Genomic DNA, 17,041 nt, shown 5'->3' on the forward strand with positions numbered 1-17,041 from the left:
ATAATATATTTTTGTACCATATTGTATATATTCGGTAATTTTTTAAAAGCTTCTAGTGATGAATAAAATTTAAAACAACTAAAATTGCAGTGAATAATAAATATGTCTTATCCAGTGCCTTCAAAATAACATAGTTCCTTATTTTTCAAAAAAAAAAAAAAAATAAACCTTGAAAAGCATTGTGCCAATTAAGGTTTAAACAATTACATTTGAGATGATAAATAACTATTACCCTCATCTTTTACCAATCTTCTTCATCTTCATCCCAATCTTCTTTTGCCAATTCAAGGCGTTCGATTAAATAGTCAAAAAAATTATCGGCAAGCGTTCGACCATAGCCTACCTGATTATCCCACATAATAGCTGGGCATTCTCCATCTTTCATTTTATTAGTATCGAGGCAATAGGCAAATTCATCAACACTTTCTATAACCACTATCCCGTCAATTAATTTATAATACTTCTGATAATCTTTAGTGGCATCAACTACTGATGGACCTACTAAATCATACCCTATTATATCTACACCAAAAATCCCTCCTGAGCCATAATTTCTTAAAAACCACTTATAACTTTCCGGTAATGAGACTTGTAATTTTTTTTCAGTTTCTTTAACTTTGTCTTCACTTACCCCACCTTTAAAATCATCATCCTCGCCATACTGCTTAATAAATTCTTGTATAGCTGAATATTTCACCAAAATCACATTCTAATATTGAATTTCAAAGTCCTTTCAAATATATTGGTTCGTGTTATCCATTTAAAAGGTAATCATAATAATACGGTTAACTCAGAAAAGCCTTGAAAGACCTACGCTTTCAAGGCATAATTGCAACTTATCTATACCGCCAATTTATCTCCCCATCTTCATGTATTGCCGGTAAATATATTCCCTTTTTATTTTGATGCTCATCAATAATAAACCAATTATCATCGTTCAGCCAATCTTCATTAAAACTATCTTCCTTGAATTCTTCCTCCTCATTAACAAGAGCCGCTAGAAAATCTTTATATTTTTTTATATTTTCATTGGCTATGATAGATCCATAAAACCACACGCCTTCTTTATAATCATTCTGTATTTCACCCAAACATTCATTACGGAAAAATAAGAACATAACCTCACTCCTTTGGAGAAATTATTATAAACTTGCTAGGAACTTCTCCTCTTATTAAATATTCATTATCCCTTTCGGTCCAAGTTAACGCTCTTTTCTTCCAAAAATCAGAAGAAGAATCATTATTGATTAATTTCTTAATTTGCTTTTGAGATAGTACTGCAACATTGTTTACTTCTCCGTTTCTTATTGCTTTTCTCAATGCAGAGATATCTAATTCTATTAATGTATCCCCATAACCTTCTATTATATTTTTGTTAATCGTAAAACTGGTATAAGGGCTATTCGATTTTGCCCCCTTTCTAAAACCACCTAAAATGTGCTCTGTAACAGTAACTTGACGTCCTTTATACAATCCCGTAGGGTTTGCAGGAACCAAATTACCTGACTCTGCAATAAAAGGCTTACCTATTCCATTAGGTCTTTTAGGAGAATGTAGTAAACTATCCCCTCTATATAAATTACTACCTTGATTAACTATTCCCCTACCACTAACTTCAGACTCCACTTTCGCCATCGTAATTAACTGATCCTTCAACCCAGTACCATTAACCACATTATAAGGTACTCCCCCTGCCAACGACAGTTGGTTTTTAGGATTGTATGGCAATAGGTTAGGAATGGAAACCAGTTCTTTTGCCTTCGTAGCGCCTTTGACGGCAGCGGCTTTGGTGGTCGCTACCCCAGTTTTCGTTACGGCTCCCGCGCCTTTTGTCCCCACTACTGATGTGACGACTGTTCCGAGGGCATAGGTTACCCAATGAGACCGCGAGTAGGCATCGCCATTTACCATATCCCGTTCATATGAATCAGATATTGCTTTTGAAATATATTTAAAGGTTTTTATCGGGTGCATGATCGAATTGACTACACCTTCAACCGTTTCGCCGGGATCTGTGACAAAGTCCCAAACTCCTGTCACGAAGTCTTTACCTACATCATACAGGCCTACGCCGATTCCTTTTGTAATGTCTGCGGTTTGCTTGGATGCTTCTAGCTGCATGACATATTGCTGCTGGGTGGGCGCTAAGTTTTCATACCCGATCTGCTTGGCGATTTTGAGGAACTCATCTGGATCATTTACATGATCGAGTTGATCTTTGATCCGGCGATTCTCCGCTTCCTCTTTCTTAACCTTGAGATATTGCGCGGTCTCTTTTTTCCTGACTTCCAGTTTTTTATAGGCTTCACTATTTTTATAAGCTGTGGCATTAAAATAGAGAGGGGATACTACGCCTCCCTTTGTACTGGATACTTTCAATTGCTCCATGAGTGCCGTAACTGCCGCTTGGTCCGCTTCGGATTTGGCATATTCAGCCGTCCACTTATGATCGATTTCGTTTACTTTGTCTATCGTTTGGTTCCGTTTCCTTTCAGCTTTCTCCATATTCTCAAAGAACGCATCGTCAGAAAAGGGCTCTAACTGAATGATATCATCAATTCCAGACAATATTCTTTTCAGATCATTTTTTTGGGCTGTGACCATTTCCTTGGAATTTCGACTGGCATTTGTCAGCTCTTCCTCTAAAAAAGGGACCGTAACCACAGTTTCACTCAGGTTCGCTTCGATTGTATCTCCTTGAATTCCACTTAAAAAGGCAACATGCCGATTGATCAGACGCAGCCAAGAATCCACGACATCGATCTGTGCTTTGTAAAATCCTTTAATGGCCTCTGCGCCTTGCCCCTGCAGCTCATCATCCAAATGAACGATACTCTCAAATCCTTTTTTTAATTCAGTGAGCTGTTCTTTCAGGTCCTTATATTGTCCGACACGCGTTTGCATGGCGGAAACTAATGTTTGAGATTCGTAAATCATCGACATAATGGAAAGTCCTTTCAACTTCTTTTCTTATAACTAGATTTCATTTGTATGTAATAATTCTATTTATTGTTAAATTGTGGATTAAATATATTTTAGAAGAGTTTCTATATTTATTCAAGAATTGAAGGGGAATTCACTAAACAATTGTTTTATCGAAATCAATAGGTTCATTCTTACCAATGTGAATGGATGCAAGTTCCTACACGACAAGTGAAAAGACGCGCTGACCAAAAGTAAAGCTGGGTGATTAAAAGCCGGTTTTATAAATAAAAAAGCCCCCAAACCAACAAGGTTGTGAGCTCTTAACCTAAGCCTAAAACAATTATTTACACTTTATATTTAATGAGATTAATTTAAAAATAGATCCAATTGTAACATGCGAGATTGTGGATAATTAACACCCATTAAAATCAACGTAATTAACAGTGGCTTTACTCGTTATGTAAGTAATATCGGTCATTACGGTACAGGGGATTTAGAAGTTGTAATAGCTAGTGAGGAAGATATCGAGAAGGCAAAGCATTTTATTCATATGAGTTATGACGCAAGTGTAATCCTAAAAGCTGTTGAATTGGCACTACATAAAAATCAACGGGCTTGCGTAATGCTTGCCCGTTACTTGAATCTAGTTTTTATAGATTTAATTTCTTTTTAACCTCTTTAGACAAATCATCAGCTTCAATCACCTCAGGATCTCCGGTATATCCATCGAGACTTCTAGGAAGACGTAAAAGCGTTCCTTTTTTGTATGGTTCTTCAACATAAAAATATACAACCTTTTCGTTCCCCTTCTCATCGAATCCTTTTACATTATAAACATATTGCCCCTCATTATTAGTTTGTTCTGCTTCTTCATCGATTTGCACATAATAATCTTTTTCATACATCACTTCTTTTTTACCACAACCGACTAACATAAAAGTCGCTAGACAACTAAGTATCGCTAATGATTTAATAATTTTCATGTTTACTCCTCGTATAATAAGCTTAAAATGAAGGATGAATCACTTTTTACATTTTTAATAGTCACCCTGTTCAGGGATAAGGTAGTTAATCAGAATAATTCCTATTGGGGCAAAGCCGCGCAAGAAATCCAATTCATCCATTCGTTTCATATATTTCACTCCGCCTATCAAGTAGGCTAAGAAATCTTTATGGAAAGAGGATTAAAAAGAATCCTCATCCATTTGCTGTTTGCGTATTAATTTGCCAGTTTGTTTAAATAACTCCGTCGAACAATGAAAAAACTTATAACAAATAACAGTAAAAATATACCTACACCGATCGCTGTCATTTGATAGAATGTTGATGAAATATTGTTGCGCATACTAAACATCGCTACAAATAAAACAATAGCTGCGATAGTAAACGGGGTAAAAATTAAAGTGGCCAACTCCCTCGTTACAACAGAAGATAGTTCTTTAACAGAGAGACCAATTTTTCGAATGCCCGCATATTTTTCCTTTTCTTCTGCAAGTGACGTTTGCAGGTAGAAATATATAATACTCATTGCTGCGCTCAAAAAGATCAAACTCAACATAAATCCGATGAAAAACATGATACTCTTCATAAATTTTTCCGCATCGTATAAATCGATTTTAGAAGCTGTTAGGCGAATATCCGGCTCTGTATGAACCCGTGATAAAATGGTTTCAGCTACTTCTGCCTTGTCCGTCCAATGATCTGCCTCATAAGCAAACACTTTATAAACTGGATAATCAATTGTTTCATATACGTCATCAGGAACGATAAAATATGCATTTCGTAAACCTGTTGATAAAATATTTTTTTCTTCTAGACCGGCATAATGAAGTTCTCCAAACGGGTAATCATGAATGATTTCAGTATTTGGACGTACCCCCTCATTACCGGCTGCAACATAATACTCCTTATCCCCTAGTTTTATCGGCTTATGCAAACTAAGTGCATTATAATTCGAAACGGACATAAAGCCGATCCGATGTTCTTCATCGGTTTTGAAGGCTGAATAATCGGCAGTATACTTACCTTCTTTGCCTAATGTTTCTTCAATAAACGTAATGTCTTCCTTCTCGGCCTCCGATGTGTTACTAGGAAGTGAGATATATTGGAAGCTGTAAGGATATAGGGCCTCAGTATTTTCCTTCACATTATAGTAGGAGCTATATAGAACGCTTGTACATACAAAAACACCAAGCAGTAAAACCGTTAAAAGGTATATGATATGCGCATGGGAACGTCCTTTTGCCTTTAAGTTGGAAACAAACAGCATATTCGTTTTTCGAAAATATGATGGTCTTCTTTGCAATAGACGAATGGCCAGTAGCGCACCTTGAGTAATTATGAAATAAAGGGCTAATAATAGGCTGGCAATTAAAGCAATATAGCCGGGCGATTCAAAAGACTTTACCCAACTCATTTCCTTGATTATTGACACGAGTAAAAAGGCACTGACAATAGCGGATAGCACTAGTTTCAATGGTGCTGATGCAATGAGCTTTTCCTGTGTCACATCTGATTTTAAGAGCTGTACGATTTCTTCTTTTTTAATAAAGCGTGTCATCCATTTTGATACTACAATAAATAAAATAGCAAATAATACAATCGTTAACATGATGGATTGTAAGGGTACATACATACCAAAACTATCCGCACGTAATATCCTTTTAGCCACCATTAAAAATAACGGCGCGATGATAAGTCCGAGTGCAATCGCTGTGATAATTGCTGCTCCGGCAACAAGCATATTTTCTCTAAAAACCATTTTGCGAATTTGCTTCATGGAGGCACCCGTCATCATAAATACGCCAAGCGTTTTTGTTTTCTTTTTTAAAAAAGCAAACAGCGAATAAATGATAAAGACAAATGAGAAAATATAAATAAAGAAGCTGGCAAGCATCATTGTTAATCCCAGTGTGCTTGTGGTATCAACTTCCGCCATCATCGGATGGAAAGCTGTTGTCGAAAAAAGAAAAAAGATGAGAATCGAGAACACACTGCTTAAAAAGTAAGAAATATACGTCGATTTGTCTCGTAAAATATTTTGGACGACAATTTGATTAAAACTCATGCCGGCCACCACCTAGAAACGTAAGGGTATCCATAATTTCTTGATAAAATTGCTGTTTGCTTTTACCCCGATGTATCTCATTAAACAGAACACCGTCTTTTATAAAAATGACACGCTGGGCAAAACTGGCAACATAAGCATCATGCGTCACCATTAATATGGCTGTGTTAAAAGACTTGTTAATCGATTCGAACAATCCCATCACATTATTTACGGCTTTAGAATCTAAGTTTCCAGTTGGCTCATCTGCTAGCAATAAGCTTGGTTCATGAATGACCGCTCTTGCAATCGCCACACGCTGCTTTTGTCCTCCTGAAATTTCAAATGTACGCTTTTTTAAAATCTCTCGAATCCCCAAAAAATCGATAATATTCGTTAAACGCTGTTTCATTTCTTTCTCATCTATGGAATCAAGTGTTAATGGCAATAAAATATTTTCTTCTACTGTTAATGTATGAACCAGGTTAAAATCTTGAAAAACAAAACCAAGTTCTTTTCGTCGAAATTTCGCCAATTCATCGTCATTTAACTCATATGGATTTTTGGAATTGATGGTAATAATCCCATTGGTAGGCCGATCAATTGTGGAAATACAATTAAGGAATGTTGTTTTCCCACTGCCAGATGGTCCCATCACGGCAACAAATTCATTTTCAGCTAAATGAAAATCGATCCCTTTTAATGCCTTATATGTGATTTCTCCTGTGTATTCTTTTTGAAGTTGCTTTACGCCTAAAATCGTGTTTGTCATATGCAATTCACTCCTTTGTATCTTTCGTTGCTTTTAGTATAGCCCCTCCTCCCGCTCCCTAAAATCTTTGAACATGACAGCAAGATGACAAAATTGTCATATTTAAAACGGCTAACCTTTGGCAGCCGTTTCTATATTTCCCGAAAAATCAATGATAAAAGTTGTTTCATGATGGGCGGAATATAACTTGTATGGATGATTTAATGTTGACAGAATTTTTTTCACTAAATAAAGCCCGATACCAGTAGCTTCAACCTTAGTACGGCCTTTCGTACCTGTGTAAAACAATTCAAAAACACGGTTTATTTCGTTTGCAGTTATCGTTTCCCCTTTGTTTTTGATCAATAGTTGACCATTGTCATAATGAATCATAACGGAAGATTGCTTCTCTCCATATTTGACAGCATTACTCAATAGCTGGTAAATCACAACCTTAGTCCATTTACGATCCGAATAGATCCATACGTCATCTTGTATCGAAATTTTTGGAAAGATTTCTTCCTCAATAAAATAATCCTTTAAATCATTAACCACTTCCTGTATGACACCTTTTAATGGAATCGGCTCTATCTTTAGATCTGCTAATAATTTCGTGGAGCGGCTATAAGTCAGCAGCTGATTTAAAGAGAAATTCAGTTTATCGCATTCTGCTTTAACTTTTAGCCATTCCACAAGTAAACCTGGTTCCTTCGACTGATTGGATTGTACTAGCAATTGAATGACAGAAAGGGGCGTTTTCATTTGATGAACAGCATGAGAAATCAACAATTGCTGTTCATCTAAGACAGCTTTATGCTCGGCTTCCTTTGAAAGGAGGAGGGACTGTATAGATTGCATTTGTGCCGCATATACCTTTTCAATGGGAGCAGCCGGCTGGTAAATCAAAAGGCTGTCTGTCGTCATATTCTTGCCATTTAAATGTAGATACATTTTTTTTCGACGTACATAACGAATGAACAGGAAAATGGCTAGGAATGTAAGGGATAAAAAGACAAAATATGCATAATGATTTTCCAAACCATCCAGCCGCTGAATGACAATTGGCAAGCTAATAAATGAAATAATATATAGGATAATAAAGCTTAAATGATCCCGTAAAAACAGCTTCATATGCTTTTCTCCCTTAACTGATAGCCAATTCCCCGGATTGTTATAATTTCAAGCGAAGAATTAATCGCTTCTAGCTTCTTTCTCAACCTTTTAATATTAACGGTAAGCGTATTTTCCTCTACAAACGCCTCTTCATCCCAAATAGATGTAAGCAACTGTTGCCTTGTGACAACATTAGGGAATGTTTCAAGAAGGATTCTACAAAGCTGAAGTTCCTTTACAGTCAATAGCTCCTCACCGTCAGATGTATATAATCGAACAGTATCCAAGTTTAAAGATGTGTCTCCCTTTTTTAAAATTTGAGTTTGCGATTCTTGTGCATATTCACCGTATACACGACGAATTTGGCCGTTTATTTTTGCCACTACAACATCCAATAAAAAAGGCTTTGTAATGAAATCATCTGCCCCATTTTCAATTCCATACACTTGATCCAGCTCACTCATCCTAGCTGAGAGAATTATGATAGGACAATTCGATACCTTTCTTATTTTGCGAGACCAATAATACCCGTCAAAGTAAGGGAGGTTTATGTCCATTATGACAAGGTGCGGTTGAAAATCTTGAAAAACATCGAGTACCTTTTCAAAATCCACTATAATGTGGCAGTCATAGCCGTATTTCCCAAAATGGTTTTTTAATGCATTGGCAATATGCATTTCATCTTCAACAATTAATATCTTATACATCAAATTCTCCTTCAAAAAGTTACCCAGGGTTTTTATTATTTTAACTACCACTTTAATATAATTTTCTATAAAGGTCTTTGTAAAGAGGAACAACGCAACCATTTCAAGATGTCCTTTCTTGACAGCTACATGTAACCCTGCACCAAATAAAGTCATTGTGCTCAAAATTTCTTTATCATCCACCTATTAAATGTTTTACTTCTTTTATATCACCAAGTTTAATTGCATTCCTTATTGCTTTGTTTACACTTTTTTTATCCAAAACATACCCTCCTTACATTCAATTATCTTCTACTAGCTAATTCACCTAATTCTTCAAGAACTTCAACAATATCATCGAAGTCACAAACCCTAGCTTCAACAGCTCTTAATCGATTCACAACATTTCCCAAAGCATCAATACTATGTTGTCCTATTACGGCATTGGGTGTCCAAATAAATCAAAATGAACGAAAAAAGGGATAGTCCTTTTGATATTCGAAAGGCACTATCCACTTCTTCATATATACAGACATTTCTTACTTTATAGCAGATCATGATAAATAACTATTACCCTCAGCTTTCACCAATCTTCTTCATCTTCATCCCAATCTTCTTTTGCCTCTTCTAGACTTTCGATTAAAAAGATTCGTAAATCATCGACATAATGGAAAGTCCTTTCAACTTCTTTTCTTGTAACTAGATTTCATTTATATGTAATATTTTTATTCACTGTAAAATTATGGACTAAATATATTTTAGAAGAGTTTCTATATTTATTCAAGAATTGAAGGGGAATTGGGCAGTATTTTTAATAGTAGCTAGACAATGGGCAAACACAAAGTTAAACTATAAGTAAATAAGGGCTATTCCCGTTGAAGGAATAGCCCTTTCTTTGTATCAAAATTAAAATGCCGGTATGGCCGTTTCACTATATTTCTCTTCTAAAAATTTGCGTACCTCCGGGCTTGTCATGGCCTTGGCTAACTTTTGGACTGGCTCGGAATCCACGTTATCCTTGCGTGCCACTAATGTAATCGCAAAGTCGTTTTCAACACCTTCTGTGAGAAGAGCGTCATTTTTTGGTGTCAAACCAAGCGGTGCAGCGTAAGCAGGTGTTATCACGATCGCATCTGCTTCATCATACGTTCTCGCCAGCATTAATAGATCCACTTCTTTAAACTTATAGTTTTTAGGGTTCTCCGTAATATCAGACATTGTATAGTATGGACCCTTTTTTTCCTTTAGAGTAATGACTTTATGCTGTGCCAGCAATGCCAATGAACGATCGATATTCGACACATCATTTGCAATGGCAATAACGGCACCCTCTGGCAATTTATCCATTGAATCATATTCTTTGGAATACACACCATAATTGGCAAAATAAATGGGTTTCACTGGTACAAGCTCGGCATTTTTGTTTCGATTGAATTCCTCCATATACGGAACGTGTTGGAAGAAGTTCACATCCACTTCTCCTGCCGCCAGTGCGGTGTTAGGCTGCACATTATCACCTAAGACAACCATTTCCAGGTTAATCCCTTCCTTTGCCAGCTTTGGTTTAACAAGCTCAAGGATTTCCGTCATTGGGGGAATAAGTGAGGCCACCTTCAATGTTACCTCTTCCTTCTCCTGATTCTGCGCTTTTTCTTTCTCTTTTCCTTCATTCGTCTTTCCGCATCCTACTAAAAACAACATAATTGCTGCCATGAGAAAGAGTATTTTTTTCATGATGTTTCCCTCCATTATTTATCTTTTATCAATGATTCTGGCAACAGCCGTTCCAATGAATTGGATAAGCTGCACTAGAATGATCATAATGATAATCATATAAATCATTAACTCTGTTTTAAACTGCTGATAGCCATACCTGATGGCAAAATCGCCGATACCGCCGCCTCCGACCACTCCCATGATCGTTGAATAGGAAATAAAGCTGATAATCGATGTTGTCAGTCCGAGGACAAGCCCTGAACGGGCCTCCACGTAAAGAAATTTAAAGATGACATCCTTAACAGAAGCCCCCATGGAAATGGCTGCCTCGCTCACACCCTTTGGCACGTCCAATAAAGATTGCTCGACCAACCGCGAATAATGGGCAATGGCAATGATCGCCAATGGAACGCAAGCAGCTGCAGTACCAATGGCTGTGCCGATTATGAGTCTTGTAAACGGGATTAAAAAAACAACCAATAATAAAAATGGAAAAGAACGGATAATATTGACAAATAAATTCAAAATCGAGAAAGCCCACCGATTTTCAAGCAAATGCCCCTTCCTACAAAGAAATAGCAAGGTACCGACAGGCATTCCAATCAAAATCGCAGCTAAAATGGACACACCAACCATGGTAATGGTTTCTCCAATTGACTGCCAAATTTCTGCCTCATATTGAACTAAAATCTCAGGCATGACCCAGCCCACCATTCTCTGTTAATTGTTCGATGAAGTATTCTGGACGATTATCCCTTTTTTCAATCCCAGTTGGTTCGATTAAAATAGTATCATAGATCTCTCCACCTTCCATGATCGTTACACGATTACATATACTTTTAATGACATCCAGCTCATGACTGACAATGACAATCGTCACACCGAAGCGTTTGTTTATATTCTCCAGCACGTCCAATATTTCAGCCGTTGTATTTGGATCAAGGGAAGAGGTCGGTTCATCACATAATAACACTTGCGGGTTATTTGCCAATGCCCTTGCAATGGCAACACGCTGCTTTTGTCCCCCGCTTAATTGTGCAGGATATCTCTCCATCTCACCCTCCAACCCGACAAATTGAAGACACTCTACAACACGGCTCCGACGTTCCTTCTTTGGATAATTTGCCAGCTCTAAAGAGGCTGCAACATTGTCATAAACCGTTTTATTTGCCACAAGATTAAAATGCTGAAAGATCATGCCAATCGACTTCCGTGCCTCTCGAAGTGCTTTATTGTTCAATGTGGTCAACCTTTGGCCGTTTACCTCCACTTCGCCCTCATCTGGGGTCTCCAACAAATTCATCAGCCGCAGCAACGTTGATTTCCCTGCTCCGCTTGCTCCGATTATTCCATGAATTTCACCTTTAGGTATTGTTAAAGTAACAGACTTAATTGCCTGAAACTGTGAAAATTTTTTACTCACTTGATGCAGGTTAATCATACAATCCCACTTTCCATTTGTTGAAAGGTAAGCATAGCGCTCCTCATTAATCGTTTCATCAAAGAAACACACCTCATTCTATCAACTAATGAGGACCTAATGCAAAGACACAAATTAACAGTTAGAAAGGATAGATGAACAGTGAGGAATCCCTGTTTACATCTATCTTTTGTCTGACATTTTTCGTTAACGGGTTTACTTGAGAATTTCATTGATTCTTTACTTCCGTTATTTCGATGATACCACCAGAAACCGGACAATTTGATCCGAGAAGTTAAACCAGTAATGGGCTTTTCGAGCATCGAACATGAATGACTGCTGTTCATGGAGTTCTGTTCTCTCTCCCTCTATTTCCACGGTTAACTTCCCTTCGATAATGAATAAGAACTCATGTCCGCTATGGGAAAAGGCGCTTCCTTTATTTTCCCCTGGCTTTAAGGTGACAAGAATGGGCGAAAAAACAGCATCACGAATGCCGCTGGATAAATTCTGATAATGAAATTGTTCATGATTATAATCTGAATTTTCCTGGGAGCGGTCCTCAGAAAAGAAGAAACTTGGGTTGACATCCAATGTATCAGCGATTTTTTTTAATGACTCTAATGTGACGCTTGATTTTCCCCGTTCTACTTGTGATAAAAAACTAATTGAAACGCCTGTTTGTTCAGCCAGACTCTTTAATGTTAGTTTTCGCTCTTTCCTCAATAATTTCATTTTTTTCCCGATTGAATCAAAAGGCATACAGATGCCCCCTTTTTTACATAGTCTCTAGCTACATTATACAGTACAACAAGTTTTGATGAATGTTCCGTCATTAATCGCTTACCGAAAAATATTGACAGAAAATTTGTAATTATTTAAAATGAAAGAAAACACAAATTGAAGTGATACTTCAATTTTTAAGGGGTGACTCAAGATGGAGAAGAAACAAATGCGGCGGATTTTAGTCGCGAGTTTAGTCGGAAGTTCGATTGAGTGGTTTGACTATTTTTTATATGGGACCGTTTCAGCTCTCGTGTTTAACCAGATATTCTTCGTGAATGAGGATCCGACAATCGGGCTGTTGCTTGCCTATGCATCCTTTGCGTTAGCATTCTTCATCCGCCCTTTTGGAGGTGTGATCTTTAGCCATATTGGCGATCGTATCGGCAGAAAGAAAACACTTGTTTTAACACTTAGTTTAATGGGGGTCGCAACATTTGGGATGGGGCTTCTGCCTACGTATCAAGCCGTTGGCATTTGGGCGCCGATTTTATTAATCACGTTGCGCTTAGTTCAAGGTCTTGGAATTGGCGGTGAATGGGGTGGCGCGCTTTTATTGGCCGTCGAATATGCTCCCGCTGAGAAACGGGGATTGTTCGGAGCTATTCCTCAGATGGGTGTCACTATAGGAATGCTGCTTGGAACCGTTGCCTTATCTATTATGACAATGCTTCCTGAAAACGCATTCATGACTTGGGGATGGCGTATACCATTCATTTTTAGTGCTTTGCTTGTATTTTTTGGCCTATGGATTCGTAAAGGAATTGATGAAACTCCGTCTTTCAAAAAAGTAAAGGAATCCGGAGAAATTCCAAAGCTGCCGATTGTTGAAACGCTTAAGCATTATTGGCGTGAAGTGCTTATCGCCGTGGGAGCCAAAGTGGTAGAAACGGCGCCATTTTATATTTTCAGCACATTTGTCGTATCATACGCTACTGCAAATCTCGGTTTCTCTCGGACTGCTACATTAACTGCAGTCATGATTGCAACCATTATAACGACGATTTTAATACCAATCATGGGTAATTTATCCGATACAATCGGCCGCAAAAAGCTGTTCATAGGCGGAACGATTGGGATGGCACTGTTTGCATTCCCATACTTCTGGCTGCTGCAGCAAAAATCGGTCCTGCTATTAATCGTTGCGACAGTGATCGGTTTAGGGGTTATTTGGGCTCCCATCACAGCTGTTCTTGGAACGATGTTCTCGGAAATTTTCGATGCAAAGATCCGTTATACCGGCATCACGCTTGGATATCAAATCGGGGCAGCTCTGGCAGGAGGAACAGCGCCGCTAGTTGCAACAGCTTTACTTAATAGATTTGATAACTCCTATGTTCCTGTCGCCATTTATATAATTTTTGCATCTGTCCTGTCACTAGCAGCGATTTGGGCAGTTAAGGATCGCAGCAATCAAAAATTAGACGAAACGCATAATAATAGAGCCATGTAATCCATGGTTGTTTTACTTCAAGGAGGACAATTGAATGTTAGTTATAAGTGAAAAGGAAATTCAACAATCATATGGAATGAAAGACGCAATAGCGGATGTAAAGGCGGTATTGCATGCACATGGTGCTAGAAAAATAGACAACCCCCATCGCACAGTATTTGCTTTCCCTCAACACGAGGCATCGGCACTTTACATGCCTAGCGCTGATTTATCTGAAGAAGTTTCGGCGGTCAAAGTCGTTACCATTTTTCCAAAGAACCCTTCAAGGGGGATGGCCACAACACAAGGAGTCATCTTGCTGTCAGATGCAGAAAATGGCGAACATTTAGCATTGTTGAATGCCTCCTATTTAACACGTCTCAGAACGGGGGCATTGAGCGGCATTGCCACAGACCTTCTTGCTCGTAAAGACGCCCGGGTTCTCACGATCATCGGAACGGGAGCTATGGGATTCGAACAGGCAATCGGGGTGTTGGCCGTAAGGGACATTGAACGTATTTTATTAGTGAATCGCACACGAGAGAAAGCGGAGAAATTCGGTGAAAAGCTGCGCGCATTCGGAGTAACCGTTCCTTTTGAAGTTTACGAAGATGTTTCAGCAGCCGTTCGTCAAGCAGATATTATTTGCTGTGCAACCCGCTCGAACGAGCCTGTATTTAATGGGCAGGATGTAAAACCGGGCACACACATTAACGGAGTCGGATCTTATTTGCCGGATATGAAAGAAGTGGATCATAACACGGTTTCACGCGCCGCTAAAATTATCGTCGACGATTTGGCGGGCGTGAAGAATGAAGCAGGAGAACTCATACATGCAGCCAATCAGGGAAATTGGTCGTTTAATGATATTCATGGCGAGCTTTATGAACTTGTAATGCTGACCAAAACAGGCAGGGAAAATGAAGAGGAAATTACCTTCTTTAAATCGGTCGGTGCTGCTTACTTTGACCTCGCTGTCGCAAAAGGTGTTTACCGCCAATCGAAAGAACGGAACATCGGGATGGAGATTGAGGTATAACAAAAGCCCATGCATTTTGCTATCGCTTGAATGTACTAGCAATTTAAAAAAGTGACCCTTCTTTCGGAAGGGTCTTTTGAGTTGGATTCTATACAGCAGATTTTAATAAACTTAAATCATGAGCTAACTGTTTCTGCTTCAGCTACCTTTTTGACACGTTCTAAAAATTCAACGACCACTTTATCGGTAGCAAATAATAAAAGTAATTTCAAAAACCATTTTAACGGGCGACTGGTGACTGTATATGTAAAGGAAGTTCTATTGTCATTGATTTTATTTAGTTCATAGAAAGCTGTAATTTCAAACATTTTAGCAAGTATGAAGCCCACTTTTAGCTTTTTCTGTTCATCCACTGTATTGTCTGTAAAATATTTTTTTAAATCAACTACTTGTTGATCATATGATTGCTTCTTACTCTTCCCATCTCCCTTTAAAACAATCTAACGAAAAACTTCCTTAATAAATACATTTTTCTTAAAGAGGTGTTTTAACTAACTCTTTTTCTGAATTTACATGTCTTTCTGTAAATAAATTACTTTAATAAGATTCTCTTTTTCACTGTTATTCTTGTATAATATACGAAACGGTTACTTTTTCAGGAGAATCCTATGAATTTTATTTATATTAATCAAAACATATTAAATAACCTCTTTTATATCTTGGTAAGTATTTTGATTTATTTCTTTTTATTAGATCATGGCAAAAGGTTAAGTCAGTATGGCAAGACCCTTATTACTGCCTGCATGAGCATTCCTATTATATTATGTATGAAGTTTCCTATTTATATAGATGAATACTGTGTCCACGATTTCAGGCAAATTCCTATTATAATAGGGACACTTTATGGTGGTTGGCCTGTAGGGGCTGCGCTGTTAGTCATCATATTGACTTTTAGGTTTGCTTTTTATGGTTTCAATTTCCTTACGTTAATTGTTTATATCGTTATCTTTATTATAACGGCTCTATTTTCTTCCAAATTCAATCATTTCAATCGAAAAAATAAGCTAAATGGCTCCATCCTATTAATTTTGTTTCTAGGAATACTGACCAGCCTTATTTCACTCGGTATGTCTGATTATTTTCGTATAACGGAGGCGTATGTATTTTACTTTATCATCCTCCCTCCTATCATTATCGCTTTAGCTGTATATATAATGGAAATTTTAAAAGATGCCATTTTAATCCGAACACAAATGATACGGCTTGAAAAAATGGAGGTAGTCAGTCAGCTTGCGGCCAGTATTTCACATGAAGTTAGAAATCCATTAACAGTTGTGAAAGGATTTGTTCAACTGCTAAAGGCTCCTGATTTAACGCAAGAAGTGAAAGAACAATATATACAGCATGTCGTTAGAGAACTTAATAGTGCAGAATCCATTATTAGTGAATATTTAGCATTTGCAAAACCTGCAATTGAAAAAGTGGATACTATTTCAATTAACCGTGAAATTGGTTATGTACTTGAAATGATAAAACCATTGGCCAGCATGAATTTGGTTACTATATCTGAACAGTTGACTCCAGGCATTACCAGGGGGAATGTTCAACATTTCAAGCAATGCTTCATGAACCTGATTAAAAATGGTATAGAGGCCATGCCAGACGGCGGGGAACTTAGTATTGTTTCCTATATAAATAATTTCGATATCATTATCGAAATAAGTGACAATGGAGTAGGCATGAACAAGGAACAAATAAATCGTTTTGGCGAACCTTATTACAGTTCCAAAGAAAAAGGGACAGGGTTGGGATCAATGGTAGCTGTTAAGACCATCCAAACGATGAATGGCACACTTCATATAACTAGCCTTTTAAATAAGGGAACAACGATTTCAATAACCCTTCCCGTTTATCAAGAAGGTTATTCTGTAAGATAATAAAAAAGTCCGCCATTTAGGGCGGACTTTCAAACTGTAGACAAACTCGATGAAATTCAGTTTGCCTGCAGTTTTTATTAAATAAGTTCAGGTCGATTTCAGAAATCCGCTCCCTTTCCGCCGACTGTCTGCCAAGCCTCCTCACCGCAAGCGGCTGTGGGGTCTTGGCTAGCCAGTTATTCGGCAGGAGTGTCGCAAATTTCTTCAATCCAATTAGGATTACAGTAAAAAACGATAAAAACCGGAGCACTTT

The 17,041-nt window shown here is 37.8% G+C and carries 17 protein-coding genes and 1 pseudogene; 3 read left to right on the forward strand and 15 right to left on the reverse strand.

Going from position 1 to position 17,041, the window contains the following annotated elements:
- Positions 1-241: 241 nt before the first annotated feature.
- The 13 genes and pseudogenes from ACFRAK_RS26330 to ACFRAK_RS26390 all read right to left on the reverse strand — a co-directional run bounded on the left by ACFRAK_RS26330 (position 242) and on the right by ACFRAK_RS26390 (position 12,419).
- Positions 242-697, reverse strand: a complete 456-nt coding sequence (locus tag ACFRAK_RS26330) for an SMI1/KNR4 family protein (RefSeq protein ID WP_394572814.1) — start codon at positions 695-697, stop codon at positions 242-244.
- Positions 698-836: 139 nt separating this feature from the next.
- Positions 837-1,118: a hypothetical protein gene (locus tag ACFRAK_RS26335; RefSeq protein ID WP_394572815.1), complete on the reverse strand. Its 282-nt coding sequence runs from the start codon at positions 1,116-1,118 to the stop codon at positions 837-839.
- Positions 1,119-1,122: 4 nt separating this feature from the next.
- Entirely contained in the window at positions 1,123-2,943 is a 1,821-nt protein-coding gene (locus tag ACFRAK_RS26340; RefSeq protein WP_394572816.1) for a ribonuclease YeeF family protein, read from the reverse strand.
- 632 nt (positions 2,944-3,575) lie between these two features.
- Positions 3,576-3,908, reverse strand: a complete 333-nt coding sequence (locus ACFRAK_RS26345; RefSeq protein WP_342614462.1) for a DUF1093 domain-containing protein — start codon at positions 3,906-3,908, stop codon at positions 3,576-3,578.
- A 236-nt stretch (positions 3,909-4,144) separates the two neighbouring features.
- Positions 4,145-5,992: an ABC transporter permease gene (locus ACFRAK_RS26350; RefSeq protein WP_394572817.1), complete on the reverse strand. Its 1,848-nt coding sequence runs from the start codon at positions 5,990-5,992 to the stop codon at positions 4,145-4,147.
- Positions 5,982-6,743 (reverse strand): ABC transporter ATP-binding protein, encoded by a 762-nt coding sequence (locus ACFRAK_RS26355; RefSeq protein ID WP_394572818.1) that lies wholly within the window; start codon positions 6,741-6,743, stop codon positions 5,982-5,984. Before ACFRAK_RS26355 ends, ACFRAK_RS26350 begins: the two co-directional genes overlap by 11 nt.
- A 111-nt stretch (positions 6,744-6,854) precedes the next feature.
- Positions 6,855-7,853: a sensor histidine kinase gene (locus ACFRAK_RS26360; RefSeq protein WP_394572819.1), complete on the reverse strand. Its 999-nt coding sequence runs from the start codon at positions 7,851-7,853 to the stop codon at positions 6,855-6,857.
- Complete coding sequence (locus ACFRAK_RS26365; protein ID WP_394572826.1) at positions 7,850-8,542, reverse strand: response regulator transcription factor; 693 nt, start codon at positions 8,540-8,542, stop codon at positions 7,850-7,852. Before ACFRAK_RS26365 ends, ACFRAK_RS26360 begins: the two co-directional genes overlap by 4 nt.
- 96 nt (positions 8,543-8,638) lie before the next feature.
- Positions 8,639-8,804: pseudogene (locus ACFRAK_RS26370) on the reverse strand (ankyrin repeat domain-containing protein); the annotation flags it as partial.
- A gap of 623 nt (positions 8,805-9,427) precedes the next feature.
- The gene (locus ACFRAK_RS26375) at positions 9,428-10,255 is read right to left on the reverse strand and encodes a MetQ/NlpA family ABC transporter substrate-binding protein (RefSeq protein ID WP_394572820.1); all 828 of its coding nucleotides are present in this window, start codon (positions 10,253-10,255) and stop codon (positions 9,428-9,430) included.
- A gap of 18 nt (positions 10,256-10,273) precedes the next feature.
- Entirely contained in the window at positions 10,274-10,936 is a 663-nt protein-coding gene (locus ACFRAK_RS26380) for a methionine ABC transporter permease (protein WP_394572821.1), read from the reverse strand.
- Positions 10,929-11,678, reverse strand: coding sequence for a methionine ABC transporter ATP-binding protein (locus ACFRAK_RS26385; protein ID WP_394572822.1), 750 nt, complete (start codon positions 11,676-11,678; stop codon positions 10,929-10,931). The genes ACFRAK_RS26380 and ACFRAK_RS26385 overlap by 8 nt, the downstream gene beginning before the upstream one ends.
- A gap of 228 nt (positions 11,679-11,906) precedes the next feature.
- Complete coding sequence (locus ACFRAK_RS26390) at positions 11,907-12,419, reverse strand: helix-turn-helix domain-containing protein (protein ID WP_192206383.1); 513 nt, start codon at positions 12,417-12,419, stop codon at positions 11,907-11,909.
- A 175-nt stretch (positions 12,420-12,594) separates the two neighbouring features.
- Between ACFRAK_RS26390 and ACFRAK_RS26395 the strand changes: the two genes are divergently transcribed.
- Both ACFRAK_RS26395 and ACFRAK_RS26400 read left to right on the forward strand, forming a co-directional pair.
- Positions 12,595-13,893 (forward strand): MFS transporter, encoded by a 1,299-nt coding sequence (locus ACFRAK_RS26395; protein WP_394572823.1) that lies wholly within the window; start codon positions 12,595-12,597, stop codon positions 13,891-13,893.
- A gap of 34 nt (positions 13,894-13,927) precedes the next feature.
- Positions 13,928-14,911, forward strand: a complete 984-nt coding sequence (locus ACFRAK_RS26400) for an ornithine cyclodeaminase family protein (RefSeq protein WP_394572824.1) — start codon at positions 13,928-13,930, stop codon at positions 14,909-14,911.
- A 116-nt stretch (positions 14,912-15,027) separates the two neighbouring features.
- On the opposite strand, the gene ACFRAK_RS26405 is transcribed toward ACFRAK_RS26400, so the two are convergent.
- A complete protein-coding gene (locus ACFRAK_RS26405) occupies positions 15,028-15,264 on the reverse strand; it encodes a hypothetical protein (RefSeq protein WP_387600307.1) in 237 nt (78 codons plus the stop codon).
- Between the two features lie 255 nt (positions 15,265-15,519).
- On the opposite strand from ACFRAK_RS26405, the gene ACFRAK_RS26410 reads away from it, so the two are divergent.
- Complete coding sequence (locus ACFRAK_RS26410; RefSeq protein ID WP_387600305.1) at positions 15,520-16,788, forward strand: ATP-binding protein; 1,269 nt, start codon at positions 15,520-15,522, stop codon at positions 16,786-16,788.
- 16 nt (positions 16,789-16,804) lie between these two features.
- Here the strand turns inward: ACFRAK_RS26410 and ACFRAK_RS26415 are convergent.
- On the reverse strand, positions 16,805-17,041 hold a 237-nt coding region (locus ACFRAK_RS26415; protein WP_394572825.1), incomplete at its 5' end, for a hypothetical protein.

The sequence above is a fragment of the Peribacillus sp. NPDC056705 genome, assembly GCF_043656335.1.